The following is a 17,810-nucleotide window of genomic DNA, read 5'->3' on the forward strand; positions in this document are numbered from 1 at the left end:
CGGGCGGCGCTCATTCCAGCGTCCCCTGCGTCTGGTGCAATGCGCGCAGCCGCGCATACAGCCCGCCGCGCGCCAGCAGTTCCGCGTGCGTGCCCAGCTCCGCCAGGCGTCCGTGGTCCAGCACGGCCACGCGGTCGGCGTGCTCGATGGTGGAGAGGCGGTGCGCGATGATCAGCGTGGTGCGGCCCGCCATCAGCCGGCGCAGCGCTTCCTGCACCATGCGCTCGGATTCGTTGTCCAGCGCGGAAGTCGCCTCGTCGAGGATCAACACGGGCGCATCCTTGTAGAGCGCCCGGGCGATGGCCAGGCGTTGCCGCTGGCCGCCGGACAGCGCCGCCGCGTTGTGGCCGACCTGGCTGTCGATGCCCTGGGGCAGTTGCTCGACCAGCTGGCCCAGGTTGGCGGCTTCCAGGGCCCGCTGCACCTTCGCGCGGTCGATCTGGTGGCCCAGGGCCACGTTCGCCGCCAGGGTGTCGTTGAACATCACGACATCCTGGCTGACCATTGCGAACTGGCGGCGAAGCGCGTGTAAATCCCAGTCGGGCAGTTCATGGCCGTCCAGCACCACTGCGCCACCGTTGGGCTCCACGAAACGGGGGAGCAGGTTGGCCAGGGTGGTCTTGCCGGAGCCGGAGGGCCCCACCAGTGCGATCACCTCGCCGGGCGCGACGTCCAGCCACAGGTCTTGCAGCGCGGAGCGGTTGGCGCCCGGGTAGCGCACGGTCACGTTGCGCAGCTCCAGCCGGCCGGTGGCGCGCTCCGGCGCGTAGGTGCCGCCGGCTTCGGCGGGCATGTGCTCCACCAGGTCGAACGAGCGCTCCAGGGCGGCCAGCGCGCGGGTGATGGGGCTGGTGACTTCCGACAGGCGCTTCACCGGCGCGATCAGCATCAGCATGGCCGCGACGAAGGCGGCGAACGCACCGACCGTCATCGCGTCGCCGCTTTGCCAGAGCGCGATGCTGATCACCACCGAGAGGGCCGCGGCCGCGAGCATGTGCATGGTCGGCGTGATCAGCGCCGACGCGACCGCCGATTTCATGGCGAGGCGGCGCAAGGTCAGGCTCAGGGCCCCGAAGCGCTCGGCCTGCGCGGGTTGCGCCGCGTGCAGCCGCACCACGCGGTTGGCCAGCACGTTTTCCTCGACGGCGTACGAGAGTTCGATGGTCGCCGCCTGGCTGCTCTTGGCGAGGCGATAGAGGCGCCGCGAGGCCGTGCGCATCAGCCAGGCGACGGCCGGCGCCATGAGGCCCACGATCAGCGTGAGCTGCCAGTTGAGGTAGATGAGGTAGCCGAGCAGCGCAACCAGCGCCAGGCTGTCCTTGACCAGCGCCGTCAGCGCGTTGACCAGCAGGCTGAAGCCGTTCTGCACCTCATGGACGATGCTGTTGGCGAGCGAGCTGGCGGACTCGCGCGCGAACAGGTCCATGCGCGCGTCGAGCAGCCGGCCGAACAGGGCGCGGCGCAGCGCGAACATGCCCTCGTTGGCGATCTTCGCCAGGGCGACGTCGGCGATGAAGCCGGCGAGGCCACGCAGTCCGAACAGCCCCAGCAATGCCGCCGGTACCAGCCACGGATTGAAGCTGTCCTTGCGGAAGCCTTGATCGAGCAGCGGCTTCAGCAGCGCGGGCACGGCAGGCTCGGTCAGCGCGCCCACCACCGTGGCGGCCAACACGACCAGCCAGATGCGCCGCACGTGCGCGATGTACGGGAACACGCGGCGGATGCGGTCGATCAGGCTGGGATCGGCGCCGCCTGCGGGAACGGCAGCGGCCGGCGCGCTCAGGGTCGTCTCAGGCACGACAGGAGGCGCGGGCATAATCGGAGTTCATGCGTGGATTATCCAGCGAATCCGCAGGCCCCCCGGAAACGCGAAGCGAGCTCAGCGCCATCGTCATCACGCGCAACGAGGAGGCCAACATCGCGGCCTGCCTCGCCTCCCTGGCCTTCGCCGGCGAGGTCATCGTGGTCGACAACGCCAGCACCGACCGCACAGTGGAGATCGCGCGCGCGGCCGGGGCCCAGGTGCACCACACGCCGGACTGGCCCGGCTTCGGTCCGCAGAAGAACCGCGCGCTCGCGCTGGCGACCCGTCCGTGGGTCCTTTCGATCGATGCCGACGAACGTGTAACGCCCACGCTGCGTGACGAAATCCTCGCCGTGGTGCAAGCCCGGACCACAGCGGCCGACGCCTGGGACCTGCCGCGCCGCTCCAGCTACTGCGGCCAGTACATGGCGCACTCGGGCTGGTACCCGGACCGCGTGACGCGCCTGTTCCGCCGCGGCACGGCGCGCTTTTCCGACGACCTGGTGCACGAGCGGCTGCTGCCCACCGGCAGCATCGGCCACCTGCGCCATGACCTCTTGCATGAAAGCATCCCCAGCCTGGAATCGGCCCTGCAGAAGATGGACCGCTACTCCACAGCCGGTGCCGAGCGCATGCTCGCCGAGGGCCGCCGCGGTTCCCCGGGCAAGGCCGTGGCCCACGGGCTGTGGGCGTTCCTGCGGACCTTCGTCCTGCAGCGGGGTTTCCTCGATGGCCGGATGGGCTTCGCGCTGGCCGTCTCCAATGCGGAAGGCACGTACTACCGCTACCTGAAGCTGTGGTTGCTGCAGCGGCGGGCCGGCAACGCGCCGTGAGAACGGGCTACATCGTCCTCACGTACAACCGGCCGGACGCCTTGCTGGCCGTGCTGCGCGGGCTGGCCCCGCAGTGCGGCCCCGGCGACGTCGTGGTGATCGCCGACGATGGCTCACGGCCGGAGAACGTGGCGGCCGTGCGCGCCGGCTTGCCGCGCTTCTCCGCGCGGGTGCTGCATGTCTGGCAGCCCGACGTGGGCTTCACCGCATCGCGTGCGCGCAACCTGGGCGCGGCGCGAGCCGCGGCGGACTATCTCGTCTTCATGGATGGCGACTGCGTGCCCAATCCGCGCTTCGCCGCGCAGCACGCCCAGCTGGCCGAGGCCGGGCATTTCGTCAATGGCAGCCGCGTCCTGCTCAGTCCGAGGCTCACCCAGGAAGCGGTGCAGGGCAAGACCGACCTGGCACGCTTGCGGGCCAGCGACTGGCTGCGCCTGCGGCTCGCGGGCGACGCCAACAAGCTCACCCACCTGTTCGCGTGGCCCGGCGCTCCAGGACGCGTCGAGCGGCGCTTCCACTGGAAAGGCATCCGCAGCTGCAACTTCGCCTTGCACCGCAGCGACTTCGAGGCCGTGAACGGCTTTGACGAGGTCTATGCGGGCTGGGGCCATGAAGACGCGGACCTGGTGCTGCGGCTGCACCACCAGGGCCTGGCGCGCAAAAATGGCTTCCTCGGCACGGAGGTCTACCATCTATGGCACGCCGAGCACAGCCGTTCGGGCGAGGCCGCCAACCGCCAGCGGGTGGCGGACCGCGCGAAAAGCGGCATCATTCGGGCCGAAGTGGGCCTGGCCGAGGCCTTTCACACAACAGAAACGGTCGTGACTGAACTCAACCGATGAAGACACCACTAAGCAGCATGCAACCAACATTTACCGGGCGCCGGCAGGCGCTGGCCGCGCTCGGGGCCCTGGCCGCCGTGCCGGCCCTGGCCCAGTTCCGCGTGGAAGTCACGGGCGTGGGCACGACCCAGTTGCCCATCGCCATCGCGGCGTTCCGTGGGGACGCGGAGGCGCCGCAGAAGATCGGCGCCATTGTCCAGGCCGACCTGGAGCGCAGCGGCCAGTTCCGGCCGGTGGACACCGCCGGCGCCGCGCTGGACGAAACCAGCCGCCCCGACGTGAGTCCGTGGCGCCAGAAGGGCGCGGATTCGCTCGCCGTGGGCAGTGTCAGCCGCCTGGCCGATGGCCGCTACGACGTGCGCTTCCGCCTGTGGGACGTGGTGCGCGGGCAGGACCTGGGCGGCCAGAGCTTCGTGGTGGCCGGAGGCGACCTGCGCCTGGCGGCGCACCGGATCGCCGACATGATCTACGAGAAGCTCACCGGCGAGAAAGGCGTGTTCTCCACCCGCATCGCCTACGTGACCAAGGGCGGTACCCGCTACAACCTGTGGGTGGCGGACGCCGACGGCGAGAACGCGCAATCCGCCCTGGCGAGCCCGGAGCCCATCATTTCGCCGGCCTGGTCGGCCAACGGCGGCCAGCTCGCCTACGTGTCGTTCGAATCACGCAAGCCCGTGGTCTACGTGCACGACGTGTCCACCGGGCAACGCCGGCTGATCGCCAACTTCCGCGGCTCCAACAGCGCGCCGGCCTGGTCGCCCGACGGCCGCACGCTGGCCGTGACGCTCACCCGCGACGGCGGGTCGCAGCTGTACACGATCGCCTCGAGCGGCGGCGAGGCCAAGCGCCTCACACAGTCGGGCAGCATCGACACCGAGCCCCTGTATTCCGCGGACGGCCGCAACATCTATTTCGTGAGCGACCGTGGCGGCGCGCCGCAGATCTACCGCATGGGCGCGGGGGGCGGCGAACCCCAGCGCGTCACCTTTACGGGGAGTTACAACATCTCCCCGGCGCTGAGTCCCGACGGCCGCTGGCTCGCCTATATTTCGCGCATCAGCGGCGCCTTCAAGTTGCAGGTGATGGAACTCGCGAGCGGCAATGTGGTTTCGGTCACCGAGACCACGTCCGACGAGAGTCCGAGCTTCGCGCCGAACGGCCGGCTGATCGTCTATGCCACGCGCCAGAACGGCCGCGAAGCGCTGATGACCACCACCATCGACGGCAAGATCAAGGCGCGCCTGGCGGGGCAGGGCGGTGACATCCGCGAACCCGACTGGGGCCCTTTCCAGCGTTGATGATCCAATCGCTGACATCGCACATCCGTATTCCAGGAGGAAGAAGCAAATGAAGATCCGCATCCTTGCCACCGCGTTGCTGTCGGCCACGCTCATGGCTTGCTCCAGCGGCGTGAAGCTCAACGACGTGCCCGTGGAAGAACGCCAGGGCAGTGCCGTGACGCCCGGCACGGGTGGCGTGCCGGGTGCCGGTGGGCAGAGCCAGGTGGCACCGGTCACGATCGATCCCACGCGCGGCGGCAATGCCGGCCCGGCCAACGTGGCCAGCGTGATCTACTTCGACTACGACAGCTATGTCGTCAAGCCGGAGTTCCAGAACGCGATCCAGGCCCATGCCAATTTCCTGAAGACCAACAACGGCAAGCGGGTCGTGATCGAGGGCCACACCGACGAGCGCGGCGGCCGCGAATACAACCTGGCGCTGGGACAGCGGCGCTCGGAGGCCGTGCGCCGCGCGCTCGGACTGCTCGGCGTGACCGACGCGCAAGTCGAGGCCGTGAGCTTCGGCAAGGAAAAGCCCGCCCAGCCGGGCAGCGATGAATCCGCCTATGCGCGCAATCGCCGCGCCGAATTCGCTTACCGCTAGAGCCACGCCATGAGACAAATCGCCCTGACCGCCTTGCTGGCAGCTTCCGCGTTCGCGGCCCCGATGGCGCGCGCCGCCCTGTTCGAGGACGACGAAGCGCGCCGCGCCATCCTCGATCTGCGCCAGCGGGTCGAGCAGCAGCGCCAGGTGCTGAGCGAAGACCTGCGCCGCGCCAACGAGGAGAACGCGACGCTCCGCCGCAGCATGCTCGACCTGCAGAGCCAGATCGAATCGCTGCGCGGTGAACTCGCGCGCCTGCGCGGGCAGGACGAAACCTTGCTGCGCGAGATTTCCGAACTGCAGCGCCGCCAGAAGGATGTCGCGCAGGGGGTCGAGGAGCGCCTGCGCAAGTTCGAGCCGGTGCAAGTCACGGTCGATGGCCGCGAGTTCGCGGCCGACCCGGCGGAGCAGCGCGAGTTCGAAGCGGCCCTGGGCTCGTTCCGCAAGGGCGAGTTCGTGGCCGCGCAATCGGCCTTCACCGAGTTCATGAAGCGCTATCCGCAAAGCGGTTACCGTGCCACCGCGCTGTTCTGGCTGGGCAACGCGCAGTACGCCAACCGCGACTACCGCGGCGCCATCTCGAACTTCCGCGCGCTGCTGCAGCAAGCTCCGGACCATTCGCGCGCGCCGGAGGCCGTGCTGTCGATCGCCAACTGCCAGATCGAGCTGAAGGACAACGCCAGTGCCCGCCGGACCCTCGACGACCTGGTGAAGGCGTATCCCCAATCGGAAGCGGCCAGTGCGGCCAAGGAAAGGCTCGCGCGCTTGCGGTAAAAGGTGCCGACCTAGAATCGCTCCATGCCCGAGCTGGATGCTCTGGCCGCCAAGGTGCTCCTGGCGGCCTTTTTTCTTGGCTTCGCGTTCGGCGCGATCGCCCAGCGCACGCATTTCTGCACCATGGGCGCCATCGGCGATGTGGTGAACCTGGGTGACGCGACGCGCTTGCGCCAATGGGTGCTGGCCGGCGGGGTGGCCATGATCGGCTTCTGGATGTTGGCCGCGGCGGGCCAGGTCGATCCTGGCAAGACCCTCTACAGCGGCAACCGCTGGCTCTGGCTCTCGGCGACTGCTGGCGGACTGATGTTCGGCTTCGGCATGGTGCTGGCCTCGGGTTGCGGCAGCAAGACGCTGGTGCGCATCGGCAGCGGCAACCTGAAATCCGTCGTGGTGTTCGTTGTGCTGGGGATCTCGGCCTTTGCCACGCTGAAGGGAATCACGGCGGTGGCTCGCGTGGCGACGGTCGACCGGATTGCCGTGGAGTTCGCGCAACCGGCGCTGCTTCCGGCCAGCGTCGCGGCGACCACCGGCTTGTCGATGGCGGCGGCAGGCCTCATCTGTGCGTTGCTCGTCGGCGGCGCCATGGTCGCCTGGGCACTTCTTGGCCGCGGGTTCCGCACCTTCGACAACCTGCTGGCCGGCCTGGGCATCGGCGCCGTCGTGGCAGTGGCATGGTGGGTTTCGGGCCACATGGGCTACGTCGCGGAGCACCCTGAGACGCTGCAAGAGGCCTTCGTCGCGACCAATTCCGGCCGGTCGGAAGCGCTCAGTTTCGTCGCGCCGGTCGCGTACACGCTGGACTGGCTGATGTTCTTCAGTGACAGGAGCAAGCTGTTGACGGTGGGCATCGTCTCCGTGGTCGGCGTCATCGCCGGTTCGGCCGCTGCCGCGCTGCTCGGCCGGACCTTCCGCTGGGAGGGCTTCGGCGGCACAGAGGATGTCGCAAACCACCTGGCAGGGGGCGTCCTGATGGGCGTCGGCGGCGTCACGGCCATGGGTTGCACCATCGGCCAGGGCCTGAGCGGGCTCTCGACCTTGAGTGCCACCAGCGTGACCGCGGTGGCCGCCATCGTGGCGGGGGCGGTCGGCGGCTTCAAGTACCAGCTGTGGCGGCTGGAGGGCGCGCCATGACGCACCTGGACGAAGCGGCGGACCTGCAGCGGCGCTTCGGCGGGCTGGAGCGTCTCTTCGGCATGGACGGCGCGGCGGCGATCCGTGGCGCGCATGTTGCCGTGGCCGGCATCGGCGGCGTGGGCTCCTGGGCCGTGGAAGCGTTGGCCCGCAGCGGCGTGGGCGCGCTGACCCTGATCGACCTGGACCACGTGGCCGAATCGAACATCAACCGGCAGATCCACGCGCTGGAAAGCACCGTCGGCCAGGCGAAGGTATTGGCCATGAAGGAGCGCATCGGGCAGATCCACCCCCACTGCCGCGTGTACGCGGTGGAGGAGTTCGTCGACCCGGAGAACTGGCCAGCCCTCTTGCCGGAGGTGAAAGTGGATGCCGTCATCGACGCCTGCGACCAGGTGAAGGCGAAGGTAGCCATGGCGTCCTGGGCGCTGCGGACGAAAACGCTGTTCATCGCCTGTGGCGCGGCCGGCGGCAAGCGCCTCGCGCACCAGGTCGACATCGACGACCTGGCCGCCACCACGCACGACCCGTTGCTGGCGCAATTGCGCTACCGGCTGCGCAAGTTCGATGGCGCGCCCAAGGCAGGCAAGAAGATCGGCGTGCCCTGCGTCTTCAGCCGCGAACCGGTGGCGCCGCCCGATGCGTCATGCGCCATCGAGGGGGACGGATCGCTCAACTGTCATGGCTATGGCTCGGTCGTCAGCGTGACAGCCACCTTCGGCCAGTGCGCGGCGGGGTGGGTGCTCGATCAGCTCGCGCGGCGCGGCGGGCGCTGAGGCACGGGGCTGTTCAGCGGCCGATGCCGTCGCTGCGCACGCCCGGGATCGAAAACAGGAACTGGGTCAGTTCGCTTTGCCGGCGTGCGCCGGCCTTGGAGAGCAGCACGCGCATCTGCGTGCGGACGGTGAACTCGGTCACGCCGCGGGCCGCCGCGATCTCCTTCACGTTCAGCCCGTCGGCCAGCAGGAAGGCGACCCCCGCTTCACCCGGTGTCAGGCCCAGCACTTCCTGCAACAGCTTCGCCGGTGGCGGCAGTGCCGGCAGGTCCGCGGCATAGACCAGCGCCGCGCCCCCCAGACTGTGCAGCGGGACGACGCGAATGGCCCAGCGCTTCGCGGTGGGACCTGCTCGCTCCTGGAACGCCGCGGCCTTGCGCGCACCCTTGCCGCACGCCTGGGCCAGGGCGGCGGCCAGCCGGGGTTGGCGCGCCGTGCTCACCAGTTGCAGCAGGCCGTTCTTGCTGCGAAGAGGGCCGGCGGGCGCCAGGGAGAGCAAGGCCTCGCCGGCCCGGTTGGTCTGCAGCACGGCCCCCATCGCATCGACCACGAAGGCGGCATGCGACAGCTCATCGAGCGCCGCAGCCGCGAAGGCGCGCTGCTTGCGCAGGCTCTGAAGTTCGGCCGACAACAGCGACGCGCGTTTGACGTGCGGGGCCAGCGCCTCGAAGCGCTGGCGGCAATCTTCTTCGAACGGCAAGGCGTCGCTGCCGCGCTGCAATCCGACGATCACGCAGACCTCGTCGTCACCGTGCACCTTGCCGCCCGCCACCCAGCGGATGCCGTGCTTGAGCGCGTAGTCCTTGACGTATTCGGGGTGCGGCGTGGTTTGCGGGTCGAGCAGGTCGCTGCAATCGATCCACTGGCCCACGGGGGCATCCCGCGATGCGGCGTGGGTCGGATCGAACTGCCAGTAGTACTCGCGGTACAGCAACTGCGTCTCGGGATCCTGGTTCAGCGACCGCATGTCGAGCAGGCTATCGGCGCGCGGCGTGGTCCGCAGCACGCTCACGCCAGGCGTGTCCATCAGCCGGCTGATGGCCTGCAGCGCCGCCGGCCACTGGCCTTCGTCCGTGATGCACTGGTACAGCGCGTCCACGCTTTCGGCGAAATGCTTGTCCTGGAACTGATTCATGCAACAACCTGTTTCCAATTGCAACACGACTGGACAGGTCCGGCATCCCTCTTCCGGTGTAACGGTCCGGGATGCTGCATGCGCGCAACACCGCTGCGCGATTTTTTCCGCTCTGGAATAGTGCCCCGGGGCTGGCTATAATCGCGGGCTTTGCCGCACACGACGCGGTGAAAACCGGCCGGGACGTTAGCTCAGTTGGTAGAGCAGCGGACTTTTAATCCGTTGGTCGCAGGTTCGAATCCTGCACGTCCTACCACTACAGGCCTGTGGTCATTGCTAGAAACTTGATAGCAACTTCTGATCAAAAAACCTCTATGTAGCCACCATGTAGCCAACGGCCGGCTCATGAGACCATCCCTCTTGGAATTCCAGCTTGGTGACAGAGCCTTGCTCCCGAGGTGCGCAGAACCTGAGGGACCGCGATCGAGCTGCGACACGGCTGTGCGCTAGGCGTGGGCCAGGTTGATGGTCGTCCGTGTATTGGTTGCCGGTGCCAGAAGTGATTGCCTTGATTCGGCAGTGATCTCTCTTGGTGGACCGCTGACCGCTGCCGCTGGCAAGTAGTCAATGCTCAGGTCACTCTGTGGCCTCGCGCTCTTCCGACGCGGCCCACCTCGGGAAGGTCGTGGTGTATTCAGATCCATCCGCGCGCGACCGGGAATGCACTTCCTTCGACGACTTCAGCGAGCCGGCTTGTTTCTGGCGCGCAGCGGGTCGCTAGCGATCTGGAGTCCGGGTGCGAGTAGTTTCAAGCCAACTCGCAGTACCGTCGTTGCGCTCCCCAGCTGGCTGCCCTCATATCTCCAAGTCAGCTGGAATATGTAGTCTCCACTCGGGGATGTACTTGAAGTCACCTCTGTGATGGACTAAATAGAATTCGAACTCTCGAGGCAATCGTTTAAGCGCCCGCAGGCTTGCCTGGGAATGACCCGCTTGTTCTAAGCAGTAGCCAACTGATTGGTGATAGGGATAGATGTAGTTGAGCTGCGAGAGCAGGTCCGCCAGTTCTTTCGGTGACGTTTGATCCCGAGCCGCCTTATAGGCATTGATCACTTCTCTCGCGCCACCGCTGTACGCTGGCCGGACAACAATGTCTATCAGAGTTCGTGAAAGGTTGGTAAATCGCAGAGGGGATGCTCCGACTCCGGCAATACTGACTTCCTGTTCAATCACACCAGCCGCACCGGTGTGCATTCCGTTCACGAAGTGAACGCGCGTGTCATCGACGTGGCCAACGCTTTGTGTGACGCGTGGATGCCTCCTGAAAGCAGAATCAATTCGGTGCTGCTGGAGTTCTCCGTCTTGCTGCCGGGGGCGTTGCTCTGTATTCAGATAGATGGCCGCCGGGGAAGTGCTAGACAACTTGTGAAAGTGCAGGGCAGTGGAATGGGTGAAGTAGGAGCTGGGGTGACTTGTCTGAAGTAGTTGGTAGATTGAAGGAGTGTTCCAAGTAAAGATCGAAATTGACGCGTTGCCGCTGTGGCGAGGCAAGGTGATACGTTTAAGCTTGCTGTTCTGCGTCAGGAACTCTATGACGTCACGGGGGGATGCATTGGCTGGAAGCCTCCATGCAACGGCTTTCTCCTCGATTAAGGCAGCAAGCTCCACCGCCCCAAAGGTTCGCTGCGTCGATGCTTCGAAGTGCCGATGCATTGCTGCTTTGGAAACCTTTAGGCGCGCGAGTTTGATGGGGTCTGCAGTTAGGTCCATAGGGTTAGTCTTGAAGGCCCAGCGTGCTGGTATATATACCAGCACGCTGGGCCTTCATGCTAATAAGCATGTACTACTCAAGGCTGCTCGTGGCTCCTTACTCTGACTAATGCTTTTGGGCTGCAATTCGGCTCACCCTCACTGGGTATATATACCCAGTGAGGGTGAGCCGATTAGTAGGCCGAATGGATTATTCGAGACAAGATTCAATTATGCTGTATTTGTCATCAGGTGGGCCACAATCCCCAGGTCCTTTCATTTCAATAGCCTAGACGGTTGATGCTGTATTTGCTATAGTTGGCTGGCGCATTTATTCGTTCCCACGTGAGGAGCGCCATCAAGTTTTCTAGCGCTCCCGGTGGCCCCTTCGGAGTTCAGTGGACATCTGACTTGATAGCAAATGCAGCATCTTTCCGACCTTTCATCACTAGGACGTCAAGTTGCCGAACTTCGCAGGCAAAAAGGACTTACTCAGCGCGAGCTTGGTGCGCTCGCGGGCCTAGCGCAATCAACTCTGGCGAGGTTTGAAACCGGGCAGGTCTCTGAGTTCGGGTCGAGAAAGCTCCTACGACTCCTAGAGCTGCTTGGTCATGGAGTCAGCTTTGTTCCATTGAACACGAGCTTTACTCTGGACGATGCTCTTCGGGAAAAGCAGCTAGAAGCTGAGCGTGCGAGCAAGCTTTGAAACTCACCGTATTTGTTCACGACCAACCAGTAGCGACTCTAGATTCGCCTGACGGGTTCAAGCATGTGCTGACATATCACCCAGAGGTGCCACCAGATCGATTTGTTTCGCTGTTGATGCCGCTCCGAACCGAGTCTTACCTCTACCCGGAACTGCACCCGATCTTTCGCATGAATCTTCCAGAGGGCTTTCTACTCTCCACGCTCCAGGAGCAGCTTGGACCGCACATTGGGGCATCACCGTTGAGTCTCTTGGCGGTTGTGGGGCGAAACTCCATCGGGCGGGTCAAAGTCGCGGCTCCAGATGCTGACCCGAAAGCACCCCCTATGTCGTTTGAAGTCGGTGAAATTCTTCAGGGCGACAATTCAGAAGAGGCCTTCGTAGAACTCGTCAGGCGATACGCAGTGTCCGGAGTTTCCGGGGTTGTACCCAAGTTCCTCGCACCCAATACCTTAGATGAATATGGCAAGGGGACGTTGGCAACAGAAAAGTTCATCGTCAAGGGAACGACTTCGCGGCTTCCGGGCGTTGCTCTAAATGAGCACCTATGCATGGAGGTTGCGCGCGTGGCTGGCATTGAGACCGCCAAAACAGAAGTATCCGACGACGGACAGGCGCTGGTTGTTCACCGATTCGACTACGAAGAGGACGGCGTAACGCGACTGGGCATGGAAGACCTTTGCAGCTTGTTGCTGCTACGACCCGAGCAGAAGTACGAATCTACTTGGGAGCGAGTTGCAAAGCGAATCAAGGAGGTAGTGGTAGACCCAGCTCAACAAAACGCAGCCCTTTCTCGATTGGCTGACCTGCTGTTGTTGACCTATGTGACTAGGAATGCCGATTGCCACACGAAAAATATTGCTCTTCTGTACAAAGGCTCGAGTGAGATTTGGCTCGCGCCCGTGTATGACATGCTCACAATCACCGTCTATGACGACTACGCCAGAAACCCGCCAGGTATGGCCGTGAATGGGCGCAAGACATGGTTGCCGGGAAAGTCGCTCGAACTTTTCTTGGGTCTTTGGTGTGGGCTCAAGCCCGCGGACGTGTACCAGAGAATTGAAAAGATTTCCGACGCGGTGGTCACGATCGCGCCACGCGTCGTCCAAGCCGCCAGAGACTATCCTGCCTTTGGCGCAATCGGGCCTCGAATGCTTCATGCGTGGAATGAAGGTCTAAATTCTCTCAGGCTTCAAAAGACATGGAGCCTGCCCACGCTGTCAGACAAGATTGAAGAAGCTGGATGGGCGGACATTGATCCTCCCAAGCCGCCTAAGCCCAAGAAGATTGGAAGATCGCCGCTACTTGGCGAAAGGTGAATGATCGTGCAGGCGGCGGACCTACAGGGTTTGTCGCGCACGCAGATAGTGATCCACCAGCCTGCGGGCTACGTGCGCTGCCATATCTTCGTTGACGGGACGCTTGCGTTGATAGAACCAATCGAAGATAAGAGTTGTACTGGCGCGATAGTGATAGATGGCGTCCTGCAACTGCCTTGACGCGTGCTCCAGTTCCTGCTCGTCGGCACCAGCGAGCGCACGTGCCCAGACTCGGTCGAACTCCGACCGCAGCTTTTCCTGTTGCGCTGCTATGTCCAGATGCTTACGCGCTTCCCTCAGTGCCCAGTTCAGTGCGGGCATGAGTGCAGCAAGGATCACGACAACATCTTCCACGCCCAGCTTCAGTACCGTCCCCACAAGGAACACACCCACGATCGGAACGACGCCCAGGAACACGAGCCAACCAGAGAAATTCTTGCGCAACGCTGAGTCATACGCTCCATTCAGGCGCTGACAAATCAATCGCCCCACAGCGAGCGGCACCTCGCCGACGCAGACCTCGTACCAAGCGGTGAACTGTCTTTCGCGCTGGGCCTCAAGGGCCTTGACCGAGTGCAGCCGGATGTCCTCTGGTGGCACGGGCTTTTCTGCAACGAACGGATTGGCTGGGAGCTTCAGCACCCCAGTGTCGAATTCCTCGGCAAGCCTGGCTCCCAGCTTGCACAATTTCTTGAGGTACTGGTCGAGGAAGCTGACATCCAACAGCATGGCGATGATCCCCAGCAAGCCAAAGATGGGCTTGTGGTCGATGGAGGCGATCGTGCCGCCGATCGCGATGACGATGGTGGAGACGACATACGACCCTTGCAGCCATTTTGCATGCCGGTACACACGATCGCGAGCCCGGAGCAGATCGATCATCTCCGGTCGATCTTGATCCACGGGGATGTCGTTCATGGTGCCCCGCGGCGGAGCGCTTCCTGCCGCGATTTTCTTAATAGCTGCCATTGAAGACCAGACTCCACTGTCGATTGGCCTCAGGGAAGTCGCGCTTGGCTTCCGCCGCGAGAGCCGAGCGCGCATGCATCTGGGCGAACTGGGCGGCCCGATTCAGCGTCGAGAGCTGGGCGTAGGTTTCATTTGCGGAGATGCGACCTGCGATCCCGCAAGGATCGTGGATGGGGCGACACTCGGTCGCCAGCAGGTGCTCGAAGAAGTCTCTCAGGCAGGTGCCGTAGGTCCTGGCGACGCCTGCAACATCGGTGCTGGCCAAGACCATGTCGATATAGAAGCTGCGAATAGGCAGGGCCTGTTCCCGACCGTGCTTCCACCACTTGAGCAATTGCGACACGCGCCGGAGCTTGCGGCCGCTGCGCTCGTGGGCGACTTCGAAATACTGATCGTGCGCCTGTGGGCTGGTGCGAAGCCAGCCTCCCGTGCCGTCCGGAATGAGGTAGACGGGCCTGCTCTCGGAAAATGAATCGAAGCGCGCCGGAACCACATCCAAGCTCTGACCGGACGAGAAATCCAGCGAGGCAGCCACGATGTCGCGCCTGATCGACGTGTTGGGGAACCGCTCACGCAAGTCGTTGAGGAGGCGATCCAGGATCGTGTCCGAAGACACGAGGCGGCCGCCCCAGAAGAACTCGTCCTTGCGGAACTGCACCATGAAGTCCAGGTCGCTGTAGCGATGCACGGCGGTCTGTCGGGCATGGCTTCCCATGGAAGTGGCGTTCGCAACCTGAAAGGTCTTGGCCAAACGAAGGCGGACCGAACCGCGATGCGACCGGGCGGCGCTAAGCGCGGCCTCTTGAGGCTGGATCCGGCTAGCCAAAGCCTGAAGATTGAATTGGGGCGGGGCCTGAATTCTCATGGAATGACTCCTTCTTCCAACTCCACCGACGCGGCCTGCCGATATCGGCCGTGTCCCCACCGACGTGGCACACGAATTGGGTGGGCGCCGCCCGCCAACCACTTTCCGCCCCGCACCCACTCTTCGTAGTACCAGAGCCACTCGGCCGTCCACGGGATGTAGCTGTCGATCAACTTGTGGCGCGGGTCCCATTCCGCGTTTTTCGGCCACCAGAGGCACAGCAAGAAGCCAGGGCCATCGTGGTCGTAGAGGTGCAGAGGACGCCGCCCGCCGGCGAGTTCCACCAAGTCAGGCTTCATGACGAACATTCGAGGCGTGCGTTCCTCCCCGGGCGTCACCTCCAGAACGCAGTCGTAGAGGCGGCCGTTGTCGCCCGGCGTGATGCTGAAGTGGTAGCGCAGCATCTTGCCGCCGCAGAAGACGACACGAGATCCGGGGATTCCGATCCGGCGCAGTTCCAACGCGCGCTGTGCGAGGGTCGGGACGGGCGGCTTCAGGTAGTGGTTCACCGCGGCGACCCAAAATTGGTGTTCGCCTTGGCGGGCAGGCTAATCAAGGTGCCAGCGGTGGTACCGAACACCACCGAACGGCCCGCCTGGCGAGTCGGCGCCTGGGGCGCAGAGGCCGCGTGCACGGCACTGGCCGCGCGTGAGCCAAATGCGCCTTCCACCAGCCGCTCGGTCTCGACGTTGCCAGCTCGTTGCTCGATGCTGTCGAGCAATGCTCCAATGTCCTCGGAGAAGCGTGAATGCCATTGCTGGAATGCGGCCTGCTTCTGCGGAGTATTCATGGATGCCGCCAGATCGTCCCCAGGTGCGCAGGGATTTGGCAGCTGCCAGCGCTGCCGTCCGCCGCCGAGGTGCTCGCGCTGGAAGCAAAGCGGCATGGTCTCGAAGACGTCGAGCAGCAGGTCCAGCGGCGTGTCGTGCGGCTGCGGGGCGCGCAGGGTATAGGCGGCGGCGGCCAGGGTGGTGAAGAACACCGAAGTGGGTGCAAAGTCCTCCTGCCCGTCCTGCGGCGCGCCGAACATGAGGTTGCGGTGGACCTTCATCAACTGGACAAAGATGCTCAGGAGCCGCTGGGAAACCACGTTTGAATCAGGCAAGGGCGCCACGTCTCCGCGCGCTACCGTCTCGGCAGACAGCGCTTCTTGCAGCACGCGGGTGAACACGGCATGGATCTTTGCAGCGTCATTGAACGCGCGCTCCAGGCCCCGCGGATTGGTCGGGACGTAGAGCTGCAGCGAACGGTCGGGGATCAGGCCATGAGTGTCGCCAGAGGCGACCGCGACGAGGGGGTGCGCGATCACCGGAGCTACGTCCACCCGGACGCCATCGGCGTAGGTAAGGGTGACGCAGCGATCCCACTTGTCGATCAGAAGGTCGTACTGCTTGGCGTAGCGCTCCAGCACCTTGTGAAGATCGTTGATCAGCCGCCGCGCACCTGCCGATCCCGCGTACAGCTGCAGCGCCTCGCTCTTCAAGAGCAGGATGGCGTCGACGTCGTAGCCAAGCTCGCGGACGTGGAGCGGCCGAACCAGCGTTCCGATCTGCCGGCTGCCGTGCCCGTGCACTTCGGTCGTGAGGGCACCGAACTCGGGGGAATTGACCAGGTAGGTGCCGATCGCAGCGTATCGGTCGTCCAGGGACTCCAACTGCTTGTCCGTGGGCACGAAAACGCCCGCAATGACACTGGCCAAACGGAAAAACTGCCCCGAAGCGCGCTCGGAAATGCTGCGGCGCGACGGCGGCAAGGGAAGGCTGTCGCGGTTCATCGCGAGCTCCTTTGCATGGACGCCCATCCATGGAAACCGCAGCCTTCTCTTGTTGGACTCCGCAGGTGCGTATGGCACACTGCAGGTTGTAAATGCGTCTGGCTTTTAGCTAGGCTTCCGAAACCACCAGTGGCGTCCAGCCCTGGTGGTTTCTTTTTTGACCTTTTGACGGGCCAAGGGACCACTATATCTAGGGTCTTGCCTATGTGCAAGACGCTACAGGTAGTGGTTCAGCGTGTATCTCCTGACAAATCCCCGCAACCTGGCGCCATGTCGCCGAGATGCGACGTTCTCAGGCAGTACTGCGAGCATTTTACGCAGATTTGCGCCGAAGTCGCGCAGAAGATGGCAAGCTCGACGCACGGTCCACCGCTAGGAGGGTTTATGCCGCGAAGACTGACGGCCACCGATGTTTGCGCGGTGTCAGGCTACACACGCGATGAATTGCACGCGACGCTCAAAGTGCTGTGGCCATACAGGGAGGAGAAGGCCGCGCCCAGGGTGGCCAGACAATTCACGCCGCACGATTTGGTGGTGCTAAGCGTCACACAAACGCTCGAGAGCCGACTCGGTCTACGGCGCGCGGCGCTATCGGTCTTGGGGGAGCCACTGCGCGCGGCGCTCAGCGGCCCCAAGGAGGCGAGCCGCAAGGCGAGGCTGGTGATCTCGATCGATCCTTCAACGGTGGAGTACCTCGATCGGTCCATTACAGAGAAAGAGGGGCTCGTGGTCGCCTTGGGTCCGATCTTCGAGAAGGTGGACGATTACCTGTCATACGGCGGCCAGGGAATTCTTCCGCTTGCACCTGAGGTCATTTCGTCGCGGGTGCGCAAGGCGAATTAGAGAAGGGGGAGGACCGTGGAAAGAATTTGGATGCTCGTCTTGACCTTTCCGGGCCCATGCCGAGCGCTCGGTGGCGCAGTGGTCAGCGCATCGTTGGCTCTGGGAGGTCTGGGCTGGCAACTCTCCAAGGGCCTTGCGAGGGCGACGCGTATCGGCGCGCGGGCCGACATCGAAACCCCGGGCACGCTCGCATAGGCATACCCCGGCTTTCCGACTTGGTTCATCCCAGAAACTGGGATTGGCTTCTCGCTGATTGCGGCGTCTCTTGTCTTGGGCGCCAGCCTGGCGTACCTCGGAGGTTGGGCGCAGCGCATGACGCGGTGACCTGCATGAATTGGCTGCCGGTCCGACCAACGGAGTACCCATCCGCTGCCGATTACTTACTGATCCGTCAGCGGTCGCGAGTTCTTGCGCACGCGTTGCTCCTCATTTCAGGTCCCGGCCCCGGTGCACCGGGCGGTGT

General features: G+C 64.2%; 17 protein-coding genes and 1 tRNA gene. 11 read left to right on the forward strand and 7 right to left on the reverse strand.

The window, feature by feature from the left end:
- Positions 1–10: 10 nt before the first annotated feature.
- On the reverse strand, positions 11–1,816 hold the full coding sequence (gene msbA, locus FN976_RS16860; RefSeq protein ID WP_145894208.1) for a lipid A export permease/ATP-binding protein MsbA: 1,806 nt from the start codon (positions 1,814–1,816) through the stop codon (positions 11–13).
- A gap of 11 nt (positions 1,817–1,827) precedes the next feature.
- Here msbA and FN976_RS16865 point away from each other — a divergent pair, with 11 nt between their 5' ends.
- Genes FN976_RS16865 through FN976_RS16895 form a run of 7 tightly spaced genes read left to right on the forward strand, consistent with a single transcriptional unit; the run spans position 1,828 to position 8,047 of the window.
- Positions 1,828–2,637 (forward strand): glycosyltransferase family 2 protein, encoded by an 810-nt coding sequence (locus FN976_RS16865; RefSeq protein WP_145894209.1) that lies wholly within the window; start codon positions 1,828–1,830, stop codon positions 2,635–2,637.
- On the forward strand, positions 2,634–3,479 hold the full coding sequence (locus FN976_RS16870; RefSeq protein ID WP_145894210.1) for a glycosyltransferase family 2 protein: 846 nt from the start codon (positions 2,634–2,636) through the stop codon (positions 3,477–3,479). Before FN976_RS16865 ends, FN976_RS16870 begins: the two co-directional genes overlap by 4 nt.
- A 17-nt stretch (positions 3,480–3,496) precedes the next feature.
- Entirely contained in the window at positions 3,497–4,777 is a 1,281-nt protein-coding gene (tolB, locus tag FN976_RS16875) for a Tol-Pal system beta propeller repeat protein TolB (protein WP_255440513.1), read from the forward strand.
- A 49-nt stretch (positions 4,778–4,826) separates the two neighbouring features.
- Complete coding sequence (gene pal / locus FN976_RS16880; protein ID WP_145894212.1) at positions 4,827–5,363, forward strand: peptidoglycan-associated lipoprotein Pal; 537 nt, start codon at positions 4,827–4,829, stop codon at positions 5,361–5,363.
- A 9-nt stretch (positions 5,364–5,372) separates the two neighbouring features.
- Positions 5,373–6,137, forward strand: coding sequence for a tol-pal system protein YbgF (ybgF, locus tag FN976_RS16885; protein ID WP_145894213.1), 765 nt, complete (start codon positions 5,373–5,375; stop codon positions 6,135–6,137).
- 24 nt (positions 6,138–6,161) lie between these two features.
- Positions 6,162–7,271, forward strand: coding sequence for a YeeE/YedE family protein (locus tag FN976_RS16890; RefSeq protein WP_145894214.1), 1,110 nt, complete (start codon positions 6,162–6,164; stop codon positions 7,269–7,271).
- Positions 7,268–8,047: a tRNA threonylcarbamoyladenosine dehydratase gene (locus tag FN976_RS16895; RefSeq protein ID WP_145894215.1), complete on the forward strand. Its 780-nt coding sequence runs from the start codon at positions 7,268–7,270 to the stop codon at positions 8,045–8,047. The genes FN976_RS16890 and FN976_RS16895 overlap by 4 nt, the downstream gene beginning before the upstream one ends.
- Positions 8,048–8,060: 13 nt before the next feature.
- On the opposite strand, the gene FN976_RS16900 is transcribed toward FN976_RS16895, so the two are convergent.
- Complete coding sequence (locus FN976_RS16900) at positions 8,061–9,182, reverse strand: helix-turn-helix transcriptional regulator (RefSeq protein WP_145894216.1); 1,122 nt, start codon at positions 9,180–9,182, stop codon at positions 8,061–8,063.
- A gap of 180 nt (positions 9,183–9,362) precedes the next feature.
- Here FN976_RS16900 and FN976_RS16905 point away from each other — a divergent pair.
- Positions 9,363–9,438 (forward strand) — tRNA-Lys (locus FN976_RS16905).
- Between the two features lie 539 nt (positions 9,439–9,977).
- Here FN976_RS16905 and FN976_RS16910 read toward each other — a convergent pair.
- Positions 9,978–10,892: a hypothetical protein gene (locus tag FN976_RS16910; protein ID WP_145894217.1), complete on the reverse strand. Its 915-nt coding sequence runs from the start codon at positions 10,890–10,892 to the stop codon at positions 9,978–9,980.
- Between the two features lie 400 nt (positions 10,893–11,292).
- Between FN976_RS16910 and FN976_RS29785 the strand changes: the two genes are divergently transcribed.
- Complete coding sequence (locus tag FN976_RS29785; RefSeq protein ID WP_145894218.1) at positions 11,293–11,577, forward strand: helix-turn-helix domain-containing protein; 285 nt, start codon at positions 11,293–11,295, stop codon at positions 11,575–11,577.
- The gene (locus tag FN976_RS16920; RefSeq protein ID WP_145894219.1) at positions 11,574–12,896 is read left to right on the forward strand and encodes a type II toxin-antitoxin system HipA family toxin; all 1,323 of its coding nucleotides are present in this window, start codon (positions 11,574–11,576) and stop codon (positions 12,894–12,896) included. The genes FN976_RS29785 and FN976_RS16920 overlap by 4 nt, the downstream gene beginning before the upstream one ends.
- A 21-nt stretch (positions 12,897–12,917) precedes the next feature.
- Here the strand turns inward: FN976_RS16920 and FN976_RS16925 are convergent, their stop codons facing one another.
- From FN976_RS16925 to FN976_RS16940, 4 genes are read right to left on the reverse strand one after another with little or no spacing between them, the layout of a single operon-like run.
- The gene (locus FN976_RS16925; protein WP_145894220.1) at positions 12,918–13,814 is read right to left on the reverse strand and encodes an S-4TM family putative pore-forming effector; all 897 of its coding nucleotides are present in this window, start codon (positions 13,812–13,814) and stop codon (positions 12,918–12,920) included.
- 37 nt (positions 13,815–13,851) lie between these two features.
- Positions 13,852–14,730 (reverse strand): nucleotidyltransferase domain-containing protein, encoded by an 879-nt coding sequence (locus tag FN976_RS16930; RefSeq protein ID WP_145894221.1) that lies wholly within the window; start codon positions 14,728–14,730, stop codon positions 13,852–13,854.
- The gene (locus FN976_RS16935) at positions 14,727–15,239 is read right to left on the reverse strand and encodes a type II CBASS E2 protein (protein WP_145894222.1); all 513 of its coding nucleotides are present in this window, start codon (positions 15,237–15,239) and stop codon (positions 14,727–14,729) included. Before FN976_RS16935 ends, FN976_RS16930 begins: the two co-directional genes overlap by 4 nt.
- The gene (locus FN976_RS16940) at positions 15,236–16,504 is read right to left on the reverse strand and encodes a nucleotidyltransferase domain-containing protein (protein WP_145894223.1); all 1,269 of its coding nucleotides are present in this window, start codon (positions 16,502–16,504) and stop codon (positions 15,236–15,238) included. Before FN976_RS16940 ends, FN976_RS16935 begins: the two co-directional genes overlap by 4 nt.
- Before the next feature lie 384 nt (positions 16,505–16,888).
- Between FN976_RS16940 and FN976_RS16945 the strand changes: the two genes are divergently transcribed.
- Complete coding sequence (locus FN976_RS16945; RefSeq protein WP_145894224.1) at positions 16,889–17,347, forward strand: hypothetical protein; 459 nt, start codon at positions 16,889–16,891, stop codon at positions 17,345–17,347.
- Positions 17,348–17,810: the final 463 nt, after the last annotated feature.

It is taken from the genome of Caenimonas sedimenti, assembly GCF_007833165.1.
GTDB lineage: Bacteria > Pseudomonadota > Gammaproteobacteria > Burkholderiales > Burkholderiaceae_C > Ramlibacter > Ramlibacter sedimenti.

Excerpts from the sequence above, each read along its gene's own strand:
- pal (WP_145894212.1), top strand. The coding sequence starts at position 4,827 with ATGAAGATCCGCATCCTTGCCACCGCGTTGCTGTCGGCCACGCTCATG.
- msbA (WP_145894208.1), bottom strand. The coding sequence starts at position 1,816 with ATGCCCGCGCCTCCTGTCGTGCCTGAGACGACCCTGAGCGCGCCGGCC.
- FN976_RS16940 (WP_145894223.1), bottom strand. The coding sequence starts at position 16,504 with ATGAACCGCGACAGCCTTCCCTTGCCGCCGTCGCGCCGCAGCATTTCC.
- FN976_RS16900 (WP_145894216.1), bottom strand. The coding sequence starts at position 9,182 with ATGAATCAGTTCCAGGACAAGCATTTCGCCGAAAGCGTGGACGCGCTG.
- ybgF (WP_145894213.1), top strand. The coding sequence starts at position 5,373 with ATGAGACAAATCGCCCTGACCGCCTTGCTGGCAGCTTCCGCGTTCGCG.
- FN976_RS16895 (WP_145894215.1), top strand. The coding sequence starts at position 7,268 with ATGACGCACCTGGACGAAGCGGCGGACCTGCAGCGGCGCTTCGGCGGG.
- tolB (WP_255440513.1), top strand. The coding sequence starts at position 3,497 with ATGCAACCAACATTTACCGGGCGCCGGCAGGCGCTGGCCGCGCTCGGG.
- FN976_RS16865 (WP_145894209.1), top strand. The coding sequence starts at position 1,828 with ATGCGTGGATTATCCAGCGAATCCGCAGGCCCCCCGGAAACGCGAAGC.
- FN976_RS16910 (WP_145894217.1), bottom strand. The coding sequence starts at position 10,892 with ATGGACCTAACTGCAGACCCCATCAAACTCGCGCGCCTAAAGGTTTCC.
- FN976_RS16945 (WP_145894224.1), top strand. The coding sequence starts at position 16,889 with ATGCCGCGAAGACTGACGGCCACCGATGTTTGCGCGGTGTCAGGCTAC.
- FN976_RS16925 (WP_145894220.1), bottom strand. The coding sequence starts at position 13,814 with ATGAACGACATCCCCGTGGATCAAGATCGACCGGAGATGATCGATCTG.
- FN976_RS29785 (WP_145894218.1), top strand. The coding sequence starts at position 11,293 with ATGCAGCATCTTTCCGACCTTTCATCACTAGGACGTCAAGTTGCCGAA.
- FN976_RS16890 (WP_145894214.1), top strand. The coding sequence starts at position 6,162 with ATGCCCGAGCTGGATGCTCTGGCCGCCAAGGTGCTCCTGGCGGCCTTT.
- FN976_RS16930 (WP_145894221.1), bottom strand. The coding sequence starts at position 14,730 with ATGAGAATTCAGGCCCCGCCCCAATTCAATCTTCAGGCTTTGGCTAGC.